General features: G+C 72.0%; 20 protein-coding genes and 1 pseudogene. 7 read left to right on the forward strand and 14 right to left on the reverse strand.

Features of this window, described 5'->3' with window-relative positions:
• Positions 1–39: 39 nt before the first annotated feature.
• The gene (locus E3O41_RS03045; RefSeq protein ID WP_067027503.1) at positions 40–1,110 is read left to right on the forward strand and encodes an aspartate-semialdehyde dehydrogenase; all 1,071 of its coding nucleotides are present in this window, start codon (positions 40–42) and stop codon (positions 1,108–1,110) included.
• A gap of 133 nt (positions 1,111–1,243) precedes the next feature.
• Positions 1,244–2,647, forward strand: coding sequence for a malate dehydrogenase (quinone) (gene mqo, locus E3O41_RS03050; RefSeq protein WP_240482476.1), 1,404 nt, complete (start codon positions 1,244–1,246; stop codon positions 2,645–2,647).
• Positions 2,648–2,780: 133 nt separating this feature from the next.
• Here the strand turns inward: mqo and E3O41_RS03055 are convergent, their stop codons facing one another.
• The 3 genes from E3O41_RS03055 to E3O41_RS03065 are packed head-to-tail and all read right to left on the reverse strand — an operon-like array spanning position 2,781 to position 6,328.
• Complete coding sequence (locus E3O41_RS03055; RefSeq protein ID WP_067027498.1) at positions 2,781–4,394, reverse strand: ABC transporter ATP-binding protein; 1,614 nt, start codon at positions 4,392–4,394, stop codon at positions 2,781–2,783.
• Positions 4,391–4,900, reverse strand: coding sequence for a GbsR/MarR family transcriptional regulator (locus E3O41_RS03060; RefSeq protein ID WP_067027496.1), 510 nt, complete (start codon positions 4,898–4,900; stop codon positions 4,391–4,393). Before E3O41_RS03060 ends, E3O41_RS03055 begins: the two co-directional genes overlap by 4 nt.
• Before the next feature lie 21 nt (positions 4,901–4,921).
• Positions 4,922–6,328: a serine hydrolase domain-containing protein gene (locus E3O41_RS03065; RefSeq protein WP_135012000.1), complete on the reverse strand. Its 1,407-nt coding sequence runs from the start codon at positions 6,326–6,328 to the stop codon at positions 4,922–4,924.
• A 47-nt stretch (positions 6,329–6,375) separates the two neighbouring features.
• On the opposite strand from E3O41_RS03065, the gene E3O41_RS14100 reads away from it, so the two are divergent.
• Complete coding sequence (locus E3O41_RS14100; protein ID WP_162303965.1) at positions 6,376–6,513, forward strand: hypothetical protein; 138 nt, start codon at positions 6,376–6,378, stop codon at positions 6,511–6,513.
• Between the two features lie 22 nt (positions 6,514–6,535).
• Here the strand turns inward: E3O41_RS14100 and E3O41_RS03070 are convergent, their stop codons facing one another.
• The 6 genes and pseudogenes from E3O41_RS03070 to E3O41_RS03085 all read right to left on the reverse strand — a co-directional run bounded on the left by E3O41_RS03070 (position 6,536) and on the right by E3O41_RS03085 (position 11,142).
• The gene (locus E3O41_RS03070) at positions 6,536–7,198 is read right to left on the reverse strand and encodes an ABC transporter permease subunit (protein WP_135012002.1); all 663 of its coding nucleotides are present in this window, start codon (positions 7,196–7,198) and stop codon (positions 6,536–6,538) included.
• Positions 7,199–7,234: 36 nt separating this feature from the next.
• A complete protein-coding gene (locus E3O41_RS14385; protein ID WP_244927263.1) occupies positions 7,235–7,582 on the reverse strand; it encodes an ABC transporter permease subunit in 348 nt (115 codons plus the stop codon).
• 117 nt (positions 7,583–7,699) lie between these two features.
• Positions 7,700–7,888, reverse strand: a complete 189-nt coding sequence (locus E3O41_RS14390) for a hypothetical protein (RefSeq protein ID WP_244927264.1) — start codon at positions 7,886–7,888, stop codon at positions 7,700–7,702.
• A gap of 106 nt (positions 7,889–7,994) precedes the next feature.
• A pseudogene (locus E3O41_RS14395) lies at positions 7,995–8,159 on the reverse strand (ABC transporter permease); the annotation flags it as partial.
• Positions 8,156–9,541: a M14 family zinc carboxypeptidase gene (locus E3O41_RS03080; protein ID WP_135012004.1), complete on the reverse strand. Its 1,386-nt coding sequence runs from the start codon at positions 9,539–9,541 to the stop codon at positions 8,156–8,158. The pseudogene E3O41_RS14395 and the gene E3O41_RS03080, both read right to left, overlap by 4 nt.
• The gene (locus tag E3O41_RS03085) at positions 9,538–11,142 is read right to left on the reverse strand and encodes a peptide ABC transporter substrate-binding protein (protein ID WP_083991018.1); all 1,605 of its coding nucleotides are present in this window, start codon (positions 11,140–11,142) and stop codon (positions 9,538–9,540) included. Before E3O41_RS03085 ends, E3O41_RS03080 begins: the two co-directional genes overlap by 4 nt.
• A gap of 163 nt (positions 11,143–11,305) precedes the next feature.
• Here E3O41_RS03085 and E3O41_RS03090 point away from each other — a divergent pair, with 163 nt between their 5' ends.
• Complete coding sequence (locus E3O41_RS03090; protein WP_067027490.1) at positions 11,306–11,932, forward strand: FMN-binding negative transcriptional regulator; 627 nt, start codon at positions 11,306–11,308, stop codon at positions 11,930–11,932.
• The gene (locus E3O41_RS03095; RefSeq protein WP_135012006.1) at positions 11,929–13,389 is read left to right on the forward strand and encodes an amidohydrolase; all 1,461 of its coding nucleotides are present in this window, start codon (positions 11,929–11,931) and stop codon (positions 13,387–13,389) included. The genes E3O41_RS03090 and E3O41_RS03095 overlap by 4 nt, the downstream gene beginning before the upstream one ends.
• Before the next feature lie 13 nt (positions 13,390–13,402).
• Here E3O41_RS03095 and E3O41_RS03100 read toward each other — a convergent pair whose 3' ends face one another.
• Both E3O41_RS03100 and E3O41_RS03105 read right to left on the reverse strand, forming a co-directional pair.
• A complete protein-coding gene (locus E3O41_RS03100; RefSeq protein WP_240482469.1) occupies positions 13,403–15,064 on the reverse strand; it encodes a sensor histidine kinase in 1,662 nt (553 codons plus the stop codon).
• Between the two features lie 88 nt (positions 15,065–15,152).
• Entirely contained in the window at positions 15,153–15,848 is a 696-nt protein-coding gene (locus tag E3O41_RS03105) for a response regulator transcription factor (RefSeq protein ID WP_067027484.1), read from the reverse strand.
• 292 nt (positions 15,849–16,140) lie between these two features.
• Between E3O41_RS03105 and erm the strand changes: the two genes are divergently transcribed.
• A complete protein-coding gene (erm, locus tag E3O41_RS03110) occupies positions 16,141–16,905 on the forward strand; it encodes a 23S ribosomal RNA methyltransferase Erm (protein ID WP_067027482.1) in 765 nt (254 codons plus the stop codon).
• Between the two features lie 27 nt (positions 16,906–16,932).
• Here erm and E3O41_RS03115 read toward each other — a convergent pair whose 3' ends face one another.
• Positions 16,933–18,576 carry a DNA repair helicase XPB gene (locus E3O41_RS03115; protein ID WP_135012008.1) on the reverse strand — a complete coding sequence of 548 codons (1,644 nt, stop codon included), beginning with the start codon at positions 18,574–18,576 and terminating at the stop codon, positions 16,933–16,935.
• A 50-nt stretch (positions 18,577–18,626) separates the two neighbouring features.
• Complete coding sequence (locus E3O41_RS03120) at positions 18,627–19,193, reverse strand: TetR/AcrR family transcriptional regulator (RefSeq protein ID WP_135012011.1); 567 nt, start codon at positions 19,191–19,193, stop codon at positions 18,627–18,629.
• A 77-nt stretch (positions 19,194–19,270) separates the two neighbouring features.
• On the opposite strand from E3O41_RS03120, the gene E3O41_RS03125 reads away from it, so the two are divergent.
• Positions 19,271–19,843: a dihydrofolate reductase family protein gene (locus E3O41_RS03125; RefSeq protein ID WP_067027630.1), complete on the forward strand. Its 573-nt coding sequence runs from the start codon at positions 19,271–19,273 to the stop codon at positions 19,841–19,843.
• Positions 19,844–19,856: 13 nt separating this feature from the next.
• On the opposite strand, the gene E3O41_RS03130 is transcribed toward E3O41_RS03125, so the two are convergent.
• On the reverse strand, positions 19,857–20,642 hold the full coding sequence (locus E3O41_RS03130) for an SseB family protein (protein WP_067027476.1): 786 nt from the start codon (positions 20,640–20,642) through the stop codon (positions 19,857–19,859).
• Positions 20,643–20,653 lie beyond the last annotated feature (11 nt).

Below are 20,653 nucleotides of genomic sequence, written 5' to 3' on the forward strand. Positions count from 1 at the left end.
ACAATCGACCAACCCCACCCGCCGCACCGAGGAATCGCCATGACCCGCATCTCCGACTCTGGTCTCTCCGTCGCCGTCGTCGGCGCCACCGGTCAGGTGGGCGGTGTGATGCGCCGGATCCTCGCCGAGCGCGCCTTCCCGATCCGCGAGCTGCGCTTCTTCGCCTCGCCGCGTTCGGCCGGCACGCCGCTGGAGTGGAACGGCCACACGATCGTGGTGGAGGACATCCACACCGACGACCTCACGGGCATCGACATCGCCCTGTTCTCGGCCGGCGGTGCCGCCTCGAAGGAGCACGCGCCGCGATTCGCGGCGGCGGGCGCGATCGTGATCGACAACTCCAGCGCGTGGCGCATGGACCCCGAGGTGCCGCTCGTGGTGGCCGAGGTCAACCCGCACGCGATCGCCGAGACGCCCAAGGGCATCATCGCCAACCCCAACTGCACCACCATGGCCGCCATGCCGGTGCTCAAGCCCCTCGCCGTCGAGGCCGGGCTGGAGCGTCTCGTCGTCACCACGTTCCAGGCCGTCTCCGGCTCGGGACTGGCCGGCGCGCAGGAGCTGCTCGGGCAGGCCGAGGCGGTGCTCGCGCAGGGCAACGCCATCGATCTCGTGCACGACGGCTCCGCGGTCGACTTCCCGGAGCCCGAGAAGTACGTCGCGCCGATCGCCTTCGACGTCGTGCCCCTGGCCGGGAGCGTCGTCGACGACGGCCTGAACGAGACCGACGAGGAGAAGAAGCTCCGCAACGAGAGCCGCAAGATCCTCGAGCTGCCCGAGCTGCGCGTGGCGGGCACGTGCGTGCGGGTGCCGGTGTTCACGGGCCACTCGCTGAGCATCAACGCGGAGTTCGCGCGCGAGCTCACGCCCGACCGCGCCCGCGAGATCCTCGCCTCGGCCCCCGGCGTCGTGCTCGAGGAGGTGCCGACCCCGCTGCAGGCCGCCGGTAACGACCCCAGCTACGTCGGTCGCATCCGCGCCGACCAGTCGGCGCCGGAGGGCAAGGGCCTCGTGCTGTTCGTCTCGAACGACAACCTCCGCAAGGGCGCCGCGCTCAACGCCGTGCAGATCGCGGAGCTCGTCGCCGAGCGCCTCGGCGTCGCGGCCTGACGCCCGCGGAGGCCCGGATCCGGAAGGAACCGCGCTTCTTTCGCTCAGGCGGTGGTCAGGCGCCGTCTTCCGACGGATCTAGGATTGTCGGGTGAGCGAAACGTACGATGTCGTGCTCATCGGCGGCGGAGTCATGTCCGCCACCCTGGGCACTCTCCTGAAGGAACTGCAGCCGGACTGGAAGGTCGCCGCGTTCGAGCGGCTGGGTGAGGTCGCGCAGGAGAGCTCCAACCCCTGGAACAACGCCGGCACCGGCCACGCCGCGCTGTGCGAGCTCAACTACATGCCCGACCCGGCGGATCCCGCCAAGGCGGTCAGCATCAACGAGCAGTTCCAGCTGAGCCGTCAGCTCTGGGCCTCGCTCGTGGAGCGCGGCATCCTCGACGCGCCGTCGACGTTCATCAACGCCACCCCGCACATGACCTTCGTGCAGGGCGAGAAGGACGTCGCCTACCTCAAGGCTCGCTACGAGACGCTCAAGGACCAGCCGCTGTTCGCCGGCATCGAGTACTCCGAGGACTCGCGCGTCATCCACCAGTGGGCGCCGCTGCTCATGGAGAAGCGCAAGAAGGGCGAGCCCTTCGCCGCCACGCGCGTGCCGTCGGGCACCGACGTCGACTTCGGCGCCGTCACCCGGCAGCTCTTCGACCACCTCGTCGAGGGCGGGCTCAACCTGCGCCTCGACACGGAGGTCCGGAAGCTCAAGCGGGGCAAGGACGGGCTGTGGGAGGTGCGCTACCGCAACCGCGTGGGCAAGACCCCCGGTGCGGTCAAGGCGCGCTTCGTGTTCGTCGGCGCCGGCGGCTGGGCGATCAAGGTGCTGCAGTCCTCGGGCATCAAGGAGATCCAGGGCTACGGCGTCTTCCCGATCGGCGGCCAGTTCCTGCGCACGACCAACCCGGCGCTCGTCGCCAAGCACAAGGCCAAGGTGTACTCGCAGGCCGCCGTGGGCGCCCCACCGATGTCGGTGCCGCACCTCGACGCGCGCATGGTCGACGGCGAGGGATCGGTCATGTTCGGCCCCTTCGCCACCTTCAGCCCGAAGTTCCTCAAGACCGGCAGCCTGCTCGACATCGTCACGCAGGTCCGCCTCAGCAACATCGGGTCGATGCTCAAGGTCGCGGTGACGAACCTCGACCTCGTGAAGTACCTCGTGGGCGAGCTGCTCAAGAGCCGCGCCAAGAAGATCGACGGGCTGCGTCAGTTCGTCCCCGACGTGGACGGCGCCGACTGGGAGCTCATCCAGGCCGGTCAGCGCGCCCAGGTGATGAAGGGCGGCAAGCTCCAGTTCGGCACCGAGGTCGTGGCCTCGGCCGACGGGTCGATCGCGGGCCTGCTCGGCGCCTCGCCGGGCGCCTCGACCGCCGCACCGATCATGCTCGACGTGCTGCAGAAGTGCTTCCCCCAGCAGTTCGACGCCTGGAAGCCGCGCCTGCAGGAGCTCATGCCCACGTTCGGCACGAAGCTGAACGGCGACCCGCAGGCCGCCGCCGCCGCGATCGCCACCACGTCGCAGAAGCTCGGCCTCTCCGCCTGACAACGGAGCCCGGGTTGAACCCCGGCGCTCTCGACTCCGCTTCGCTCCGCTCGAGCCGTCTCGGCTCCCTTCGGTCGCTCGACGAGCCCGTGTGGTGACGGCTCGTCGACCGGAGTCGAGACCAGGCGCGCGCTTACGCCGCGCGGCGGGCGGCCTGGGCGCGGGGGTCCGGCACGGGCGCGGCGTCGAGCAGGCGCCGCGTGTACTCCTGCTCGGGCGCCGACAGCACGCGGCGCCGATCGCCGCGCTCGACGATCCGCCCGCGGTGCATCACGGCGATCTCGTCGGCCAGCGCGTCGACCACCGCCAGGTCGTGGCTGATGAACAGGCACGCGAACGACAGCTCCCGCTGCAGCCGCCGCAGCAGCTCCAGCACGGTGGCCTGCACCGACACGTCGAGCGCGCTGGTGGGCTCGTCGGCGATGAGCAGCCGCGGCTCGAGCGCGATCGCGCGGGCGATCGAGATGCGCTGACGCTGGCCGCCCGACAGCTCGTGCGGGAAGCGGCCCCGCCAGTCGCCCGGCAGGTGCACCGCATCCAGCAGCTCGCGCACGCGCGCGTCGAGCGCCGCGCCCCGCAGCCCGCCGTGCACGCGCAGGGGCTCGGCGATCGCGTCGCCCACGCTCCAGCGGGGGTTGAGGGCGCCGCCCGGGTTCTGGAAGACGAAGCCGACGCGCCGGCGCACCTCGCGCAGCGCCTGCCGCGACGCGGTCGTCGTCTCGACGCCGTCCACGGCGATGCGGCCCGCCGACGCCTTCACGAGACCTACCACGGCGCGTCCGATCGTGGACTTGCCCGACCCGGACTCGCCCACGAGGGCCAGCATGCGGCCCTCCGCGACCGTGAGGTCGACGCCCTCGACCGCGCGGACGACATGCCCGCGGCGGCGATAGACCACGTCGAGCCCGGCGACCTCCAGCACGGGCGCCGTCGCCGGACGCTCGGGCCGGGCCTCGGCGGTGAGGCGGGGGACCGCGGCGAGGAGCTCGCGGGTGTAGGCGGCGGAGGGGCGATCGAACAGATCGACGACCGGCTGATCCTCCTGCACCGCGCCGCCGCGCATGACGACCACCCGATCGGCGATGTCGGCGACCACGCCCATGTCGTGCGTGATGAAGAGCACGCCCATGCCCGTGCGGTCGCGCAGGGAACGCAGCACGTCGAGGATGTCGCGCTGCACCGTCACGTCGAGCGCGGTGGTGGGCTCGTCGGCGATGAGCAGCTGCGGATCGCACGCGAGGGCCATGGCGATGACGACGCGCTGCGCCTGCCCGCCCGAGAGCTGGTGCGGGTAGGCGGCCACCCGCTGCTCGGGGTCGGGCATCTCGACCAGCCGCAGCAGCTCGACCGCGCGCTCGCGGCGCTCGGCGGCCGACATCTGCGGCCGGTGCCGGCGCAGCACCTCGCGGATCTGGTACCCGACGGTGAACACCGGGTCGAGGGCGCCGAACGGGTCCTGGAACACCATGGCGGCGGTCTCGCCGCGCACGGCCGACAGCTCGCGCTCGTCGGCGCCGAGCACCTCGCGGCCCGCGAGGCGGATCGATCCCGTCGCCACCGCGTTGGGCGGCAGCAGGCCGAGCACGCTCATGGCGGTGACGGACTTGCCCGATCCTGACTCGCCGACGACGGCCACGATCTCGCCGGGGTGCACGGCGAGCGAGACGCCGGCGACGGCGGGGATCACGCGCCGATCGGACGTGTGGAAGTCGACCCGCAGGTCCTCGATCTGCAGTACGGGGGTCATCCGTCCTCCTCCTCGGCGAAGGCGCTGTCGCGGTAGGCCCGCCAGTCCTCGACCATCTTGCGGTGGTAGTCGCCCAGCCAGAGCATGTAGCGCCGGCCGTTCTCCAGGCGCGCGCGGGTGCGCGGGTGGGTGCCGGCGGCCAGCGCGAGGCCGCCGTCCATCACGTCGAGCATGCGCCGCAGGTAATTTCGCTCGCCCTGCAGGAACGCGCCCCAGACGTCGTCCTCGGTGCGGAAGTAGTGCCGGCGGTCGCCGGGCAGCGTCACCCGCGTGATGAACCCGACCTCGGCCAGCGCGCGCGTCGACGTCGAGACCGCGCCGGTGCTCGCCGTCAGCAGCCGCGCGATGTCGGACGCCGCCAGGTGCGGCTCCTGCGTGATCATGAGCAGCGCCAGCACGCGGCCGTCCATGCGCTTGCCCTGTTGCGCCTCCCACGCGGTGGCGAACTTCTCGATCCAGGCCTGGGCCTCGGGATCGAGCGGGGGGTGCGAGGTCTCGGCGCTCATGGGGCTATTCTGTCGGTCCGCTCAGGCGCCGAGGAACGGCACGTGGGGTCGCGTCAGGTCGAAGCGATCGATCGGCCACGCCGTCATCGCCCCCAGCCGGATGCTCTCGATCGCGCCGTCCGCGCCGCGGGTGACGGTGACGGGCTCGCCGGCCTCCGCGAAGCTCGGCTCCTCCTCGAGGACGAGCCGGCCGTCGCGCGGGACCAGGCGGCTGGCGCCGCTGAACGGGTCGGGGGCCCGCAGGCTCAGCGCGTGCAGCGTGCCGCCCAGGTCGACGATGTCATACGCGCCCCAGGCGCCGGCGAAGCGGCCGGTGAAGCGCAGCTCGTCGGGCGTCTTCTCGCCCGCGTCCGCCGCGCGGGTGGCCAGCGTGATCAGCTGGAGCACACCCGCGGCGAGCGGGCCGGCGAGGCCGTCGAGGTCGTTGGTCAGCACCGTGACGACGAGCCCGTCGATCGGGTCGATCCAGGTGCGGGTGATGTGCCCGGGGTAGCCGCCCGAGTGCCCGACCACCTCGCGGTCGGCGATCTTCGACAGGTCCAGGCCGAGCCCGTACCGCGCCTCGGGGCGGTCGCGCGGCGTGAAGCGCGATTCCTCGCGCTGCAGCACGCGCTTGGACGCGTCGCTGAGCAGCGTCTCGTCGCCGAACACATGCGCGCCGCCGTAGCGGACGAGGTCGCGGGCGTTGGCGTACCAGCCCGTCGCCGAGGCCAGGGCGCGGGTGTCTACGTGGGGGATGACGGCCCGGGGCTGACCGGCCGCGAGGCGGGCCGTGTGCCCGGCGGCGTAGTCCGCCGCGCGCGCCGGGTCGTACTCGCTGCCCGTGTCGCTCAGGCCGAGCGGCTCGACGATGAGGCGGCGCGTGGCGGCGTCGTAGCTCTCGCCCGTGACGGCCTCGATGATGAGCCCGAGCAGCCCGTACCCGATGTTCGAGTACTTGAAGTGCTGGTTCGCCGCGAAGACGCGGCCCTCCTCGCGCAGGATGCGCAGCAGCTCCGCGCGATCCGGGAACGGAAAGGCGTGCTGCCAGAAGTCGCCGTCGGAGGAGTCGCGGATCGTGCCGGCCTGGTGGCCGAGCAGCTCCCGCACGGTGGCGGTGCCGATCGGCGTCCCGGCGAGCTCCGGCACGTGCGCGGCCGCGCGATCGTCGAGCCGCAGCTCGCCGCTTTCGACGAGCTGCATGATCGCCACGGCGGTGAACGTCTTGGAGTGCGAGGCGATGCGGAACAGATGATCGGTCGTGAGCGCCTCGCCGGTCTCGACGTTCGCCAGCCCCCACGCGTGCTCCCACACGAGCTCGCCGCGATAGCCGACGGCCACCTGCACGCCCGTGGCGCCGCGGCTGAGCGCCTGCCCCTCGATCCAGCGCACGATCGGCTCGCGCAGCGTGGTGAGCAGCTCGAGTCGGGAGGGGGGAGCGGAGGTCATGAGCGTCCTTTCGGATCGAGGGCGTCGCGCAGGATGTCGCCAGGGTGATGAGCGACACCACGGTGATGGTGAGGAAGAGGGCGGGGAAGAAGAGCATGTGGGGCGCGGTCTGGAAGAAGCTCTGGGCGCTGGCCAGCTGCAGGCCCCACGAGATGGAGGGCTGGACGAGGCCGACGCCGAGGTAGGTGAGGGTCGACTCGGCCACGATCACGGAGCCGACCATCGTCGTCGCGATCGCGAGCACCGGCCCCAGGTGTTGGGGAGCACGTGCGTGAGCACGATCCGGCCGTGGGTGAGGCCCATGGCGGTCGCGGCCTGCACGAACTCGCTGTCGCGCACGGCACGGACCGAGCCGCGCACGATGCGCGCCATGGTCGGCCACGAGAACAGGGCCAGCCGAGCAGAGAGCACGAGCGGCGAGCGGTCGGGCACGCTGTTGAGCACGACGATGGCCGCCAGCGGAACGGGAAGCCGAGGAACACATCGGTCAGGCGCGCGAATGAGCGCGTCGGCCCAGCCGCCTGTAGTAAGCCCGCGATCGTGCCGAGCACGAGGGCGATCGTCAGGCACACGACCGTCGTCATGAGCCCGATGAACAGCGAGGTTCCCGTGCCGAACAGCACGCCGCCAGACGTCGCAGCCCTGCACGTCGGTGCCGAAAAGGATGGCTGCCGCCGGGCGGCCTGGCGGCCCGGCGGCGAGGTCGCAGGCGCGGGGATCGGGATGCCCGAACAGCGCGGCGATCGGACCGGGCGCGACCGAGACGAGCACGAGCAGCAGGAGCATCGTGACCGACGACCAGAACAGCGGGCGGCGGCGCAGGGCGGGCCAGACCCCGCGGCGGGTGGGCCGGGCGGCCGGCAGCTCCATGCCCTGGGCGCGACGAACTGAGTCATGGGGTGCGCCTCACTCTCGGCGGATGCGCGGGTCGAGGAGCGAGGCGAGCACGTCGACGACCACGCTCGTGACGAGGAAGATCAGGATCAGCATCGTCGAGATGCCGACGATCGTCGGGCCCTCGTGCGTGCGGATCGCGTTGAACAGGAGCTGCCCGATGCCCGGCAGGTTGAAGATGCCCTCGATCACCACGGTCCCGCCGAGCAGGTAGCCGAGGTCGATCGCGAGGAAGGTCAGCACGGGGCCGGCGGCGTTGCGCAGGACGTGGATGCCGACGATGTCGCGGCGGGGGCATGCCTTGGCCACGAGGGTGCGGACGAAGTCGCTGCGCATGGTGTCGATGACGTTGCCGCGCATGAGCCGCGACGCTGGCCAGCCCGAACAGCGCGATGATCAGCGACGGCAGCAGATAGGCCAGCGGCCACCCGGCGCCGGTCCCGGCGATCGGCAGCCAGCCGAGCCACAGCCCGAAGATCAGCTGCAGCGAGACGCCCAGCACGAACACCGGGATGCTCGTGGCGAGATCGTGCCGGCCAGCACCGTGCGGTCGAACAGCCGGCCCTGACGCAGGCCGGCGAACAGGCCGAGCGCGACGCCGATGACGACCTCCATCGCCCAGGCGGTCAGCGCGAGCGTGATCGTGGCCGGCCAGCGGACGCCCATGCGGTCGCCAACCGCGCGCCCGTCGAAGGTCGTGCCGAGGTCGCCGGAGCACGCCGCCGATGTAGTGGAGGTACTGCACGATGAGCGGCTCGTCGAGCAGGTACTGCTCGCGCAGCTGCGCCACGACGTTGTCGGGAAGCGGGCGGTTGGCGCCGCCGAGCGAGGCGATCGGATCGCCCGGCAGCGCGAATACGCAGGCGTAGATGATGAAGGTGACGCCGAAGAAGACGAGCACGAGCTCGGCGCCGCGGCGCAGGAGGTAGCGCGTCATGCCACGGGCTCCCGCCGCCGCGCCAGCGCGGTGTGCGAGGCGGCCAGCACGGTGCCGAGTTGCACGCCCACGAGCTTCTCGATGGGGATGACCCGCAGCTCGCGCTGCGCCGCGCGCGCGGCCGCGTACCAGTCCTCGAGGTGGGGCTCGAGCTCGGCCAGCGCCTCGCGCACGGCGGGGGCGGCCGTGCCGGCGGTGACCTCGGCGCGCAGCGTGCGGGCGAGCATCGACCCGAACCGGAGCTGGAACATGCGCACGTGGTCCTCGTTCGAGAACACCTCGGCCACCGTGGCCTCGCGCGCGCTGGAGTCGAGCGCGGCCCGCTGGCGCGCCTCGTCGCCGGAGCCGGCCAGGAACCGGGCGAACGCGATCGAGGCGCGGCGCAGCTGCGATTCGATCGTCAGGTGCGGCTCGGCGCGCTCCACCGCGCGCAGCAGGACGGCCCCGACCGCGTCCAGGGCGTCGGCCTTGCGGCGCAGCACCTCGGCGTAGTCGACGCCGCCCGGGCTCGTGTCGTCGGCGGCCGGGTGCGCCCAGTACGGCAGCTCGGCGACGAAGGCGCTCGCCCCGAGGACGCGCGCGTAGTCGCCCGTGCCGCCGGCGGTGACGTGCGGGGCGGGGTCGATGCCCTCGGCCCGCAGCACGTCGATCATGTCGCTCGCCGTGAGCGCCCGGAACACCGCCTCGCCGAGCGGCTCGATCCCGGCGAACTCCGGCTCGCCCAGGTCGAGCGGCAGCCCCAGGTGCGCGGGGATCGCGTGCAGGGCGGGGATCGCCTCGGCGAGGTCGGGCGTGGCGTAGTAGTACACGCCGCCCAGCTCCGCGTTGTGCAGGCCGACGACGAGCGCCGGCCGCGTGGCGTCCATCAGCGACATGAGCGCGCGCGTCTCGGGGATGGGGGTGTCCCACACGATGCCGCCGTGGTCGAGCGGGAACGACCACTCCACCTGCTCGAGCGGCGCGGGGCGGTAGAACGCACGTCCGTACGAGACGCGGTCGCCCGGCTCGGCGAACCACCCCTCGTTGAGGCGGGTGCCGTCGGGATCGATGCACGGCACGATGTGCCAGCGGGCGCCGATCCCCGCCGCGGGGCCCCGCCCGTGGGCGAGGTCCCGCAGCAGCTCGAGCGCGGTGTGGAACCCGATCGGCTCGTTCGGGTGCACACCTCCGATGACCAGGATCGCGGGGCCCTCGCCGATCGCGTAGTCGACGATCTCCTCACCGAGGCGGCTGGTGCCGATCACGGTGCGGGCGATCGCCGCCGCGTGGTCGGCAGCGAGGCGATCGGCGGTGGCCCGGATCTCGTCGACGCCGGGGAACGCGTGCAGCGGGTCCAGGGCGTCGACGCGGTCGAGGATCTGCTCGAGCAGGGGATGGGTCACTCGGAGATCACGACCTCGTGCAGGATCGGGCTGCCGGCTGCGGCGGGCATCTCGGCGACGCGCTGCGACGTGACGTAGGGGTACGCCTCGCTGAACAGCGGCGGGACCGGGAAGTTGTCCTGGATGATCTCCTGCACCGCGGCGTAGGCGCTGCCGTCGGTCGACGGATTGGCGTCGGCCTCCTGCAGCCCCGCGGCCACCTCGTCCGAGTACCAGGCGACGCAGTTGTCGCAGCCGCCGGTCTCGAGGTACAGCTCGCGCATCGTGGCCTGCTGGCTCGGGTAGAGCGCGCCCCAGCGCGAGAAGAACGCGCCGGAGATGTCGCCCGCGGTGCGGCGCTCCGCGAACTCCGCCCAGTCGGCCGTGGGCGTCGCGACCGCGTCGATGCCGAGGTTCTGGCGCAGGTTGTTCGCGATCGCGTTGTACAGCTCGTCGAGCCCCGAGCCGCCGGGGTAGACGATCTCCAGCGGGCCCTCGAAGCCGCCCGCCTCCTCGAGCAGCGCGGCGGCCGCCTCGGGGTCGTACTCGCAGAACTCGCCGCACAGACCCTCGGGCGTGCCCGCCTCGACGACCGGCGTCCAGGCCGTCGCCGGTGTGTAGATGCCGGCGTAGAGCTGCTCGTTGATCGTCTCGCGATCGATCGCCATCGACAGCGCCTGACGCACGCGCACGTCCGAGAAGCGTTCCTCCCACAGCGAGAGGCCGAGGAAGGAGATGCCGGGGGCGTCGAACGCCATGAAGTGGTCGCCGAAGTCGGCCTCGGCCTGCGCCAGCCGGCTGGCCGGCACGAACACGATGTCGAGGTTGCCGGCCTGCACGTCGGTGTAGGCGGTGGCGGTGTCGACGTAGGGCACGAAGTCGATCTCGTCGACCGTGGGCTCCTCGCCGGCGAAGTCGTCGTACGCGGTGACGGTGACGGTCTCGGCCTCGACGTAGTCGGCCGCCATCTCGAACGGGCCGTTGCCGATCGGGTGGGCGTTGTACGCGTCCATGTCGTCGAAGGCGCTCGCCGGCATGGGGAAGGTCGCGGTCTGGCCCTGGCTCAGCTGGATCGGGAACTGCGAGTCGGGGACCTTGAGCGTGACCTCGAACGTGAGGTCGTCGATCACCTTCAGGCCCGACATGGTCTCGGCCGTGGGCTCCGGCGCGTTCACCTCGTCGAAGCCCTGGATGCCGACGAGCTGGCCGGAGTTCTCGGCCGCGTTCGGGCCGTAGGCGACCCAGTTCCACGAGTCGACGTAGTCCTGGGCGGTCACGGGGGTGCCGTCGTGGAAGGTCCAGCCGTCGCGGAGCGTGATCGTCCAGGTCTGCTGATCGTCGCTCTCGACGGACTCCGCCTGGACGTAGTCGAGGGTGCCGTCGTCGTGGATGAACGTGAGCGGCGACCACACCACGCCCGCGAACTCGAACGCGATGGTCTGGCGCCCGGGGATGAGGATGCCCGGGTCGGTGACGGCGATGCTGACGCTGGTGTCGCCGTCGGACGAGCCGGACGGCGAGGTGTCGTCGCCCCCGGCAGAGCAGCCGGCGAGGACGGTGATGCCGAGGGTCGCGAGCGCGGCGCCGGAGAGGAGGCTGCGTCGCAGGCGGGACGGGGTCATGTGATCTCCTTGGGAAGGGGGGAGGAGCGTTGCTCGAGGAAACCGCATCCGCCCACTCTCAGACAAGGGCTTAGACTCAGAAGTTTCACGAAGTAATGAAACTTTGATCTTTCTGAAACAATCCGCGCCGTCCCGCTGGGCGCGGCTCGGCTACCGTCGGACCATGCGCGACAACCCCCAGTACGCTCTGACCGACGCGCACGAGGTCGCCGAGCTCGTGCGCGCCCACCCGTGGTGCCGGATCGTGAGTCACGTGCCGGGGAGCGGGCTCGTCGCCTCGCACTACCCGATGCTCGTCGACGAGGATGCCGATGGGCTGACGCTGCTCAGCCACGTGGGCCGGCCCGACGAGCGCCTGCACCGGCTCGGCACCGGGGAGCTGCTCGTCATCGCCGAGGGGCCCCACGGGTACATCTCTCCGAGCTGGTACGGCCTCTCGCCCGCCGTGCCCACCTGGAACTTCACCGCCGCCCACCTCACCGGCACGCCGGAGATCCTCGGCGACGACGAGAACCTCGAGGTGCTCGCCCGGCTCGTGGCGCACTTCGAGGGCGAGGTGCCGCAGCCGCAGCTGCTGACCGGTGCCAACGCGGAATACGCCGAGCGGATCGTCGCCGGCACCGTCGGCTTCCGCATGCGCGTCGATCGCATCGTCGCCAAGCGCAAGCTGAGCCAGGACAAGCCCGCGGCGGTGCGCGAGCGCATCATCCGCGCGCTGCGAGAGCCCGGCCCCTACGCCAACCCCGCGCTCGCCGACGACATGGCGGCGCACGCCGGCGAGACGGCATGACCGGCGTCCTGCTCGCCGGCGCGCGGATCCCCGGCGCGGCCGACGCCGTCGACATCGCGATCGAGGGCGGCGCGATCACCGCGATCGTGCCGGCCGGGCGTGGCAACGCGGCGGGTGAGCGGATCGACCTCGACGGGCGCTGGGTGACGCCGGGCCTGTGGGACGCCCACATCCACGCCGTGCAGTGGGTCACCGCCGAGCGGCGCGTCGACCTCTCCGCCGCCGGCAGCGCCGCCGAGACCCTGCGGATCGCGGCCACGGCGCTGGCCGACGCCGCCGCCGGGCGACCGGTCATCGGGTATGGCTTCCGCGATGCGCTCTGGGGCGATGTGCCCACCGCGGCGGAGATCGACCGCGTGGCCGGGGAGCGCGTCGTGATCCTCATCAGCGGCGACCTGCACTGCGCGTGGATCAGTGCGGCCGCTGCGCGTGTGCTCGGGGTGGAGCGCGAGGCCGGCGGCTTCGTGCGCGAGGCCGCGTGGTTCGCCGTGCACGGCCGCCTCGATGAGCTCGATCCGCTCACGAGCGACGACTTCCGCCGCGCGACCGAGGCGGCCGCCCGCCGCGGCGTGGTGGGCGTGGTGGACTTCGAGAACGACGACAACCTGGCGCAGTGGCCCGCGCGCGTCGCCGCGGGGGTGACGAGCCTGCGCGTCAGCGCCGGCGTGTGGCCCGATCGCGTTGAGGCCGCGATCGCCGCGGGGCTGCGCACGGGCGACGCGCTGGAGCCGTCGGGCCTCGTGCGCATGGGGCCGCTGAAGATCGTCGTCGACGGCTCCCTGAACACGCGCACCGCCTGGTGCTGGGATCCGTACCCGGGGTTCGCGCCGGGTGCCCGCGGCGCGTGCGGTGAGGTGACGGTGCCGCCCGAGCGGCTCGTCGAGCTGCTGCGCCGCGCCAAGGAGGCCGGCATCGGCGCCGCCGTGCACGCGATCGGCGATCGGGCGAACACCGTCGTGCTCGACGCGTACGAGCGGGTCGGCATGACGGGCACGATCGAGCATGCCCAGCTCGTGCGCGACGAGGAGTTCGCCCGGTTCGCGGCCCTGGGTCTCATCGCGAGCGTGCAGCCCGAGCACGCGATGGACGATCGGGACGTCGCCGACCGGCACTGGGCCGGGCGCACGGGGCGCGCGTTCGCGTTCGGCTCGCTGCTGCGGGCCGGCGCCGAGCTGCGGCTCGGATCGGACGCGCCGGTCGCCCCGCTCGACCCGTGGCAGGCCATCGCCTCGGCCGTCGGGCGCGAGCGCGACGGACGCGAGGCGTGGCACCCGGAGCAGCGGATCCCCGTGGCCGACGCGCTGCGGGCGAGCATGCGGTCCGAGATCGCGGTGGGCGCGCCCGCCGACATCGCGGTCGTCGAGGCCGATCCGCTCACGGCGCCGCTCGACGTGCTGCGCGCCATGCCGGTCGCCGCGACGTTCCTCGCCGGCCGCGCCACGCACCGCGCACTCTGAGCCGGCCGCGCCCTCAGTCCTCGGTCGGGCGCAGGCGGGGGATCGGCTGGGTCTCGATCTGCGCGTGCGCGGCGGCCTCGCGCCGTTCGGCGAGCGGGAACGACACCCGGAACGTCGCCCCGCCGCCCGGGGTGTCGGCCACCGAGACGCTGCCGTGGTGGGCCTCGACGATCGACGCGACGATCGCCAGCCCCAGGCCGCTGCCGCCCGTCTCGCGGGCGCGCGAGGTGTCGGCGCGCCAGAACCGCTCGAAGATCTGCGTGCGGATGGCCTCCGGCACGCCCTCGCCGTGGTCGACCACGGCGATCCAGCCCATGTCGGACTCGACGTCGACGCCCACCTCGAGCTCGATCGGGGTGCCCTCCGGGCTGTAGCGGCGGGCGTTGCCCAGCAGGTTGGTGACGACCTGGCGCACCTTGTTCTCCTCGCCGAGCACGACGGGCGGGACCGGGGCGACCGCCGGCTGCGGCTCGGGAGTCCCGGCGGCGGGGACGTCCGTGCCGGCCTCGGCCGCGGCCTCGGCGGCCGCCCGGCGACGCCGGAACCGGTCCAGCGCCTGCGCGGTGACGCGCTCGATCGCCGAGGTGACGGGCCGCCGATCCCGGTCGTGCGCCGAGGCGGCGTCGGACGACTCCTCGCGCGGCGCGCGGGCCGTGGCGAGCGCCTCGAGCGTGTGATCGATCACCGTGACCGTGCGGGACGGGTCCGCTGCGCGGGTGTCGAGCGCGAGATCGCGCGCGACGCGGCGCAGATCGATCGGCACGATGTCGAGCTCGCGCCGCTCGTCGAGCCGGGCCAGGGCCAGGAGATCCTCGACGAGCGCCCCCATGCGCGTCGCCTCCTTCTCGATCCGCTCCATCGCCCGCGCGGTGTCCTCAGGCGTCTGGATGGCGCCCATGCGGTACAGCTCGGCGTAGCCGCGCACGCTCACGAGCGGGGTGCGCAGCTCGTGGCTCGCGTCGCCGATGAAGCGGCGCATCTGGCGAACGGTCGCGTCGCGCTGCGACAGCGAGATGTCGACGCGATCGAGCATCGTGTTGATCGCCACCTTGAGCCGGCCGATCTCGGTGCTCGGCTCGATGTCGGTCATGCGCTGATGGAAGTCGCCGTTCGCGATCGCCATCGCCGTGGCCTCCACCTGCCGGAACCGGCGGAAGGTGAGGGTCACGAGCCACCGCGTGCCGAAGGCGCCCGCGACGATCGTCATGAGGGCCACGAAGGTGAACACCGCGAAGTACGTGCGCACCACGCCGATCACCTCGGACTGCGGCATCGCGACGATCTGGCTGTAGAACGCGTTCGCGCCCGACGGCTCGACGATGCCGACGGAGATGCGGAACTCGGAGCCGTCCGCCGCGGTCAGGCCGGAGGCCCGCGAGGTCAGCGGCTGCGCCTGATCGAGGGTGAGCGTGCTCGGGAACTGCGGCCGCAGCGACTTGTCGTCGATCCCGCCCGCGGTGCCGAGGAGCGCGCCGTCGGGGCCGTACAGGGCGACGTAGTAGTCGGTGCCCAGATCGTCGAGGTTCTCGGAGCCCTCGGAGGCCTCGAGCATGCGCTCGGCGACCGCGTCGCTCTGCGCGAGCTGCACCACGGTGTCGTCGACGTTGATCAGCAGAGCGCTGTAGAGGACGAACGACGTGCCGATGCCGGCGACGAAGAGCCCGAGCGCGAGCACCGCGACCGTGACGCCGGTGACCTTCGCGCGGAGACTGATCCGCCGCCACCAGCGGGTCAGCGCATCGGGTTCGTGCGACAGGATGACCTCAGGAGACCTTGTCGACCTTGAGCATGTAGCCGAAGCCGCGCTTGGTCTGGATCAGCGACTCCGAGGCGTGCGGGTCGATCTTGCGGCGCAGGTACGAGATGTAGCTCTCGACGATGCCGGCGTCGCCGTTGAAGTCGTACTCCCACACGTGATCGAGGATCTGGGCCTTCGACAGCACGCGGTTGGGGTTGAGCATGAGGTAGCGCAGCAGCTTGAACTCGGTCGGGCTGAGTTCGATCTGGGTGTCGCCCACGTACACGTCGTGGGTGTCCTGATCCATCGTCAGCTCGCCGGCGTGGATGACCTGCTCCTCCTCCTCGCTCTGCATGGTGCGGCGGAGGATCGCCTGGATGCGCGCCACGATCTCGTCGAGGCTGAACGGCTTGGTGACGTAGTCGTCGCCGCCGGCGTTGAGGCCCTTGATCTTGTCCTCGGTGTCGTCCTTGGCGGTGAGGAAGAGGATCGGCGCGGTGTAGCCCGCGTCGCGCAGGCGCTTGGTGACGCTGAAGCCGTTCATGTCGGGCAGCATCACATCGAGCACGATCAGGTCGGGCTCCTCCTCGAGCACGGCCGAGATGGTCTGTGCGCCGTTGATGACGGTCCTGACCTGGAAGCCGGCGAAGCGCAGGCTCTGCGACAGGAGATCCCGGATGTTCGGCTCGTCATCGACAACGAGGATGCGCGGTGCGGTCATGTGCCCCATTATGTCGGCCGGATCGATGATCGGGCTGGAAATTGCGACGGATCGGCCGAAAGCGAACACGGGCGGTCTTGGTACGCTGGTCGCATGGGGACTCTGATCAGCGCGCCCGTGATGGCGTGCTCCGTGATGATCCGCGACCGCCGCGCCTGACGGCGCCCGTCGCGATCATCGCCTCCGCGCGCCGTCACTGAGATGCCCACGGCACCTCGGATGAGCGGCTTCTGCGCGCCGTCGCGCGCGCCCGCCCCCGCGGTGCTCCGGATCCTCTTCCTGGAGTGCGCTGATGCCCCGTTCCCCTTTCGGTGGCCGACATGAACTCGGCCAGAATTTCCTTCACCATCGCCCGACGATCGCGCGGATCGTCGACCTCGTACGGCCGACGACCGGCGCGATCCTCGAGATCGGCGCCGGCGACGGCGCGCTGACGCACGAACTCGCCCGGCTCGGGCGGCCACTCACGGCCATCGACATCGACCCGCGCCGCGTCCACGACCTCGGTCGGTCGCTGCGCGGCGTCCGCATCGAACACGCAGACGTGCTGCGCCACCCGCTCGAGGCACCCGTCGTGGTCGGCAACGTGCCGTTCCACCTGACCACGCCGATCCTGCGGCGCCTGTTTGCTCGACCCGCGTGGCGGCACGCGCTGCTGCTCACGCAATGGGAGGTGGCGCGCAAGCGCGCGGGCGTGGGCGGCGCCACCATGATGACGGCGCAGTCCGCGCCGTGGTTCGCGTTCCGGCTGGAGGGGCGCGTGCCCGCGTGGTGCTTCGCGCCGCGCCCGTCCGTGGATGGCGGCCTGCTGGCCATCGAGCGGCGGCGCCGGCCGCTCGTTCCCGCCACCGAGCGCGTCGGTTACGAGCGCTTCATCCGCGTGGCGTTCACCGGGCAGGGCGGGCGGATGCGCCCGATCGCGCGGCGGCTGGCGCGTGGCGATCGCGCGCTGGCCGATCGCGCGCTGGCAGCGGCGGGCATCGCCGGCGATGCGCTGCCGCGCGACCTCGGACCCGAGCAGTGGGCGGCGCTGTGGACGGCGCTGAAGCGCGCGTAGCGATCCGCGACGTCGGGGACCTCGTGGCTAGGCGGCGACGAGGTCCTTCACGTCGAGGATCGTGTAGCTGTAGCCCTGCTCGGCGAGGAAGCGCTGGCGGTTCTGCGCGAAGTCCTGATCGACGGTGTCGCGGGCGATCAGCGTGTAGAAGCTGGCGGTCTGGCCGTCGCTCTTGGGGCGCAGCAGGCGGCCCAGGCGCTGGGCCTCCTCCTGGCGGGAGCCGAACGAGCCGGAGACCTGGATCGCGACCGAGGCGTCGGGCAGGTCGACCGAGAAGTTGGCGACCTTCGACACGATCAGCACCGGGACCTTGGCCTCGCGGAAGGCCTGGAACAGCACCTCGCGCTCGTCCACGGGCGTCGCGCCGGTGATCTTCGGGGCGCCGAGGGCGTCGCTCAGCTCGTCGAGCTGGTCGAGGTACTGGCCGATCACGAGCACCTGCTCGCCGGGGTGGCGGGCGATGATGTCGCGGACCACGTCGATCTTGGCCGGTGCCGTCGCCGCCAGGCGGTAGCGGTCCTCGTCGGCGCTCGCCGCGTACTCCATGCGGTCATCGGCCGGCAGGTCCACGCGGACCTCGTAGCAGGCGGCGGGGGCGATGAAGCCCTGGGCCTCGATCTCCTTCCACGGCGCGTCGAAGCGCTTGGGGCCGATGAGGCTGAACACGTCGCCCTCGCGGCCGTCCTCGCGCACGAGCGTCGCCGTCAGTCCGAGCCGGCGGCGGGCCTGCAGGTCGGCGGTGAGCTTGAACACGGGGGCGGGCAGCAGGTGCACCTCGTCGTACACGATGAGGCCCCAGTCGAGCGCGTCGAGCACGTCGAGGTGCGCGTACTGGCCCTTCCGCTTCGACGTCAGGATCTGGTACGTCGCGATCGTGACGGGCTTGATCTCCTTGACCTGCCCCGAGTACTCGCCGATCTCCTCGGGCGTGAGCGTGGTGCGCTTGAGCAGCTCGTCGCGCCACTGCCGCGCCGAGACCGTGTTCGTCACCAGGATCAGCGTGGTCGTCTTCGTTGCCGCCATGGCGCCCGCACCCACGAGCGTCTTGCCCGCGCCGCACGGCAGCACCACCACGCCCGATCCGTCCGCGCGGAAGGTGTCGACGGCCTGCTGCTGGTAGGGGCGCAGCGCCCAGCCGTTCTCGTCGAGCGCGATCTCGTGCGGGGTGCCGGGCGTGTAGCCGGCGAGGTCCTCGGCCGGCCAGCCGATCTTGAGCAGCTCCTGCTTGATCTGGCCGCGCGCCCACGCGTCGATCACCCAGATGTCGGGGGTGGGGTGCGCGATCAGCAGCGGCTGGATGCGCTTGTTGCGCGAGACCTCGGCCAGCACGGCGCGATCGGTGGACTTGAAGATGAGCTGGCCCTCGTCGTCGCGCTCGATGGTGAGCCGGCCGTAGCGGTTCACCGTCTCCCGGATGTCGGTGGAGACCGACGGCGGCACGGGGAACCGGCTCCACTGGTCGAGCGTGCGCAGCATGTCGTCGGCGGTGTGACCGGCGGCGCGCGCGTTCCACAGGCCGAGCCGGGTGATCCGGTAGGTGTGGATGTGCTCCGGCGCGCGCTCCAGCTCCGCGAACACCGCGAGGTCATGGCGCGCCGACTCGGCGTCGGGGTGCGCGACCTCGAGGAGCACCGTGCGGTCGCTCTGGACGATCAGGGGGCCATCAGACATAGCGGTCCAGTCTATGCCCGCCCGGTGAACGGGGGCCCGGATCGTCGAAGTCAGGGCAGCAGGCGCTCCACGAGCGCATCGACGATCTCGTCGACCGGGGTGTCCGGATCGATCGGCACCGTCAGGCGGTCGAGCATGAGGCCGTCGACCGCGTAGTGGAACAGGGCGAGATCGGCGCGGGTGCCGGGCAGCCCATGGCGGGTGTTGAACGCCACGTCGGCGTCGAACCCGCGCCGGCGCCAGGCGCCGAGCGACTCGGCCACGTCCGGGCGGCGTGCGGCCTCGAGCCGGAGCTCGAACAGCGCGAGCGAGATGTCGGGGTCGGCGCGCAGGCGGGCGACGACGTCGCGGATGTACGCGGCGAAGAGCGCGCGGGTGGGCGGCTGCTGGGCCAGCGGACCATGCACGGCCGGGTCCGGGGTGAGGCGCTGCTCGATCCGCGCCACGAGCTCCGAGATCAGGGCGTCGCGGGTGGGGAAGTAGTTCGAGGCCGTGCCGCGCGGGGTGCCGGCGGCGGCATCGACGGCGCGGTGGGTGAGACCACGGGCGCCCTCGCGCGCCAGCACGCGGATGCCCGCGTCGGCTAGCGCCGCTCGTCGGTCGTCGTTTCGGGCCATGATCTGAGGCTAGCGCAACCACGACGGATGTCGTAGTGTGCTCGTAACTACAACAGATGTCGTGAATGGAGCATCCGATGCGTGAACTCGTCTACTACGTCGCCGTCAGCCTCGACGGCTTCATCGCCGACCCCGATGGGGGTGCCGACGCCTTCCTCGTCGAGGGCGACCACAGCCCCGTGCTGCTCGAGGAGTTCGGCGATGCGCTGCCCGGCCACGTGATGGCCGCCCTCGGCCTCGAGCCGCCGCGCGATCGATTCGACACGGTGCTGATGGGCTGGAACACGCTCATCCCGGGGCTCGAGATCGGGATCGACAGCCCGTACCCGCACCTGCGTCAGTACGTGGCGAGCCGCAGCGACAAGCCGGTCGCGCCGGACGTGACGCTGATGTCAGACCCCCTGGCCACCGTCCGCGAGCTCAAGCAGGAGTCGGGCCTCGACATCTGGCTGTGTGGCGGTGGGGAGCTCGCGGGCGTGCTGATCGACGAGATCGATCGCCTCGTCCTCAAGCGCAACCCGTTCGCGTTCGGGTCGGGCATTCCGCTCTTCGGCGCCGCGCCCTCCGCGCCGCGCCGCTTCGATCTCGTCTCGGCGCGTCCGTTCGCCTCGGGCGTCGTGGTGGAGGAGTACGTGGCACGGCGGGGGTGACCGCGCGGTGCGCTCAGTCCTCGCGATCGAAGAGACCGAGGGGGAGCTCGGCGGCCGGGCCCATCGGGTTGACGACGAGCCCGGCCATGCCGTCCTGGCGCGCGCTGGCGACGATCCGGTCGAGCGTCGTGGGCTGCGCCATGGCGCCGGGGTGCCACGCCCACAGCTCCGCGGGGCTCGTGAAGACGGCGTGCAGCACGCCCCCGTCGGGGCGCGTGGCGGTGGCGATGTTGTACCCGGCGACCTCGCCGTTCTCGCCCGACACGGGGATCCCGCCGACGTAGACGACGGCCTCGCGCAGCATCACGAGGAAGCGGTCCAGCGGCACGTCGCGCTGCACCAGCGCGGAGGCCAGGCGCGTCGCGTCGGCGGGGTTCGCGCCCAGCGCGCGCGTGATCTCCTCCTCGTACGCGATGAACGCGCCGGGAGTGCCGGCGTCGATCGCGATGCCCTCGTGGCGCCCGGCGGCGTCCTCGAGGGTGCCGGCGGCCGGCTGTCCGAGCGAGCGCGGGTTCTCGGCGCCCACGTAGGCGCGCAGGCGGTCGTTGTCGGTGAAGGCGAGCAGCAGATCCTTGCCGTTCGAATCGCGCACCGACGCGATCGCGAGCGTGTCGCCCTTCTGCATGGGATTGTCCGGGTCGGCGAACGTCGATGCGGTGATGTCGAGCAGGAGCTCGCCCGCCATCGCGCGGCGCAGCACGTCGCTGTGCGTCTGCGCATCCTTGCGCTCGGCCCACACGTCGAGCGCCTCCTGGAGGCGGGTGTGGTGGACGAGCGTCGGCTGTGCGGGATCCGTCATGCCGGCCACGC

This window comes from Microbacterium sediminis, from assembly GCF_004564075.1.
GTDB lineage: Bacteria > Actinomycetota > Actinomycetes > Actinomycetales > Microbacteriaceae > Microbacterium > Microbacterium sediminis.

Bases quoted from the DNA above. Each gene is read 5' to 3' on its own strand.
- E3O41_RS03045 (WP_067027503.1), top strand. From the start codon at position 40: ATGACCCGCATCTCCGACTCTGGTCTCTCCGTCGCCGTCGTCGGCGCC.
- E3O41_RS14390 (WP_244927264.1), bottom strand. From the start codon at position 7,888: ATGGGCGTCCGCTGGCCGGCCACGATCACGCTCGCGCTGACCGCCTGG.
- E3O41_RS03095 (WP_135012006.1), top strand. From the start codon at position 11,929: ATGACCGGCGTCCTGCTCGCCGGCGCGCGGATCCCCGGCGCGGCCGAC.
- E3O41_RS03115 (WP_135012008.1), bottom strand. From the start codon at position 18,576: ATGTCTGATGGCCCCCTGATCGTCCAGAGCGACCGCACGGTGCTCCTC.
- E3O41_RS14100 (WP_162303965.1), top strand. From the start codon at position 6,376: ATGAGCGACACCACGGTGATGGTGAGGAAGAGGGCGGGGAAGAAGAGC.
- E3O41_RS03085 (WP_083991018.1), bottom strand. From the start codon at position 11,142: ATGACCCCGTCCCGCCTGCGACGCAGCCTCCTCTCCGGCGCCGCGCTC.
- E3O41_RS03105 (WP_067027484.1), bottom strand. From the start codon at position 15,848: ATGACCGCACCGCGCATCCTCGTTGTCGATGACGAGCCGAACATCCGG.
- E3O41_RS03125 (WP_067027630.1), top strand. From the start codon at position 19,271: ATGCGTGAACTCGTCTACTACGTCGCCGTCAGCCTCGACGGCTTCATC.
- erm (WP_067027482.1), top strand. From the start codon at position 16,141: ATGCCCCGTTCCCCTTTCGGTGGCCGACATGAACTCGGCCAGAATTTC.
- E3O41_RS03070 (WP_135012002.1), bottom strand. From the start codon at position 7,198: ATGGAGCTGCCGGCCGCCCGGCCCACCCGCCGCGGGGTCTGGCCCGCC.
- E3O41_RS03090 (WP_067027490.1), top strand. From the start codon at position 11,306: ATGCGCGACAACCCCCAGTACGCTCTGACCGACGCGCACGAGGTCGCC.
- E3O41_RS03055 (WP_067027498.1), bottom strand. From the start codon at position 4,394: ATGACCCCCGTACTGCAGATCGAGGACCTGCGGGTCGACTTCCACACG.
- E3O41_RS14385 (WP_244927263.1), bottom strand. From the start codon at position 7,582: ATGCGCGGCAACGTCATCGACACCATGCGCAGCGACTTCGTCCGCACC.
- E3O41_RS03065 (WP_135012000.1), bottom strand. From the start codon at position 6,328: ATGACCTCCGCTCCCCCCTCCCGACTCGAGCTGCTCACCACGCTGCGC.
- E3O41_RS03120 (WP_135012011.1), bottom strand. From the start codon at position 19,193: ATGGCCCGAAACGACGACCGACGAGCGGCGCTAGCCGACGCGGGCATC.
- mqo (WP_240482476.1), top strand. From the start codon at position 1,244: ATGTCCGCCACCCTGGGCACTCTCCTGAAGGAACTGCAGCCGGACTGG.
- E3O41_RS03130 (WP_067027476.1), bottom strand. From the start codon at position 20,642: ATGACGGATCCCGCACAGCCGACGCTCGTCCACCACACCCGCCTCCAG.
- E3O41_RS03060 (WP_067027496.1), bottom strand. From the start codon at position 4,900: ATGAGCGCCGAGACCTCGCACCCCCCGCTCGATCCCGAGGCCCAGGCC.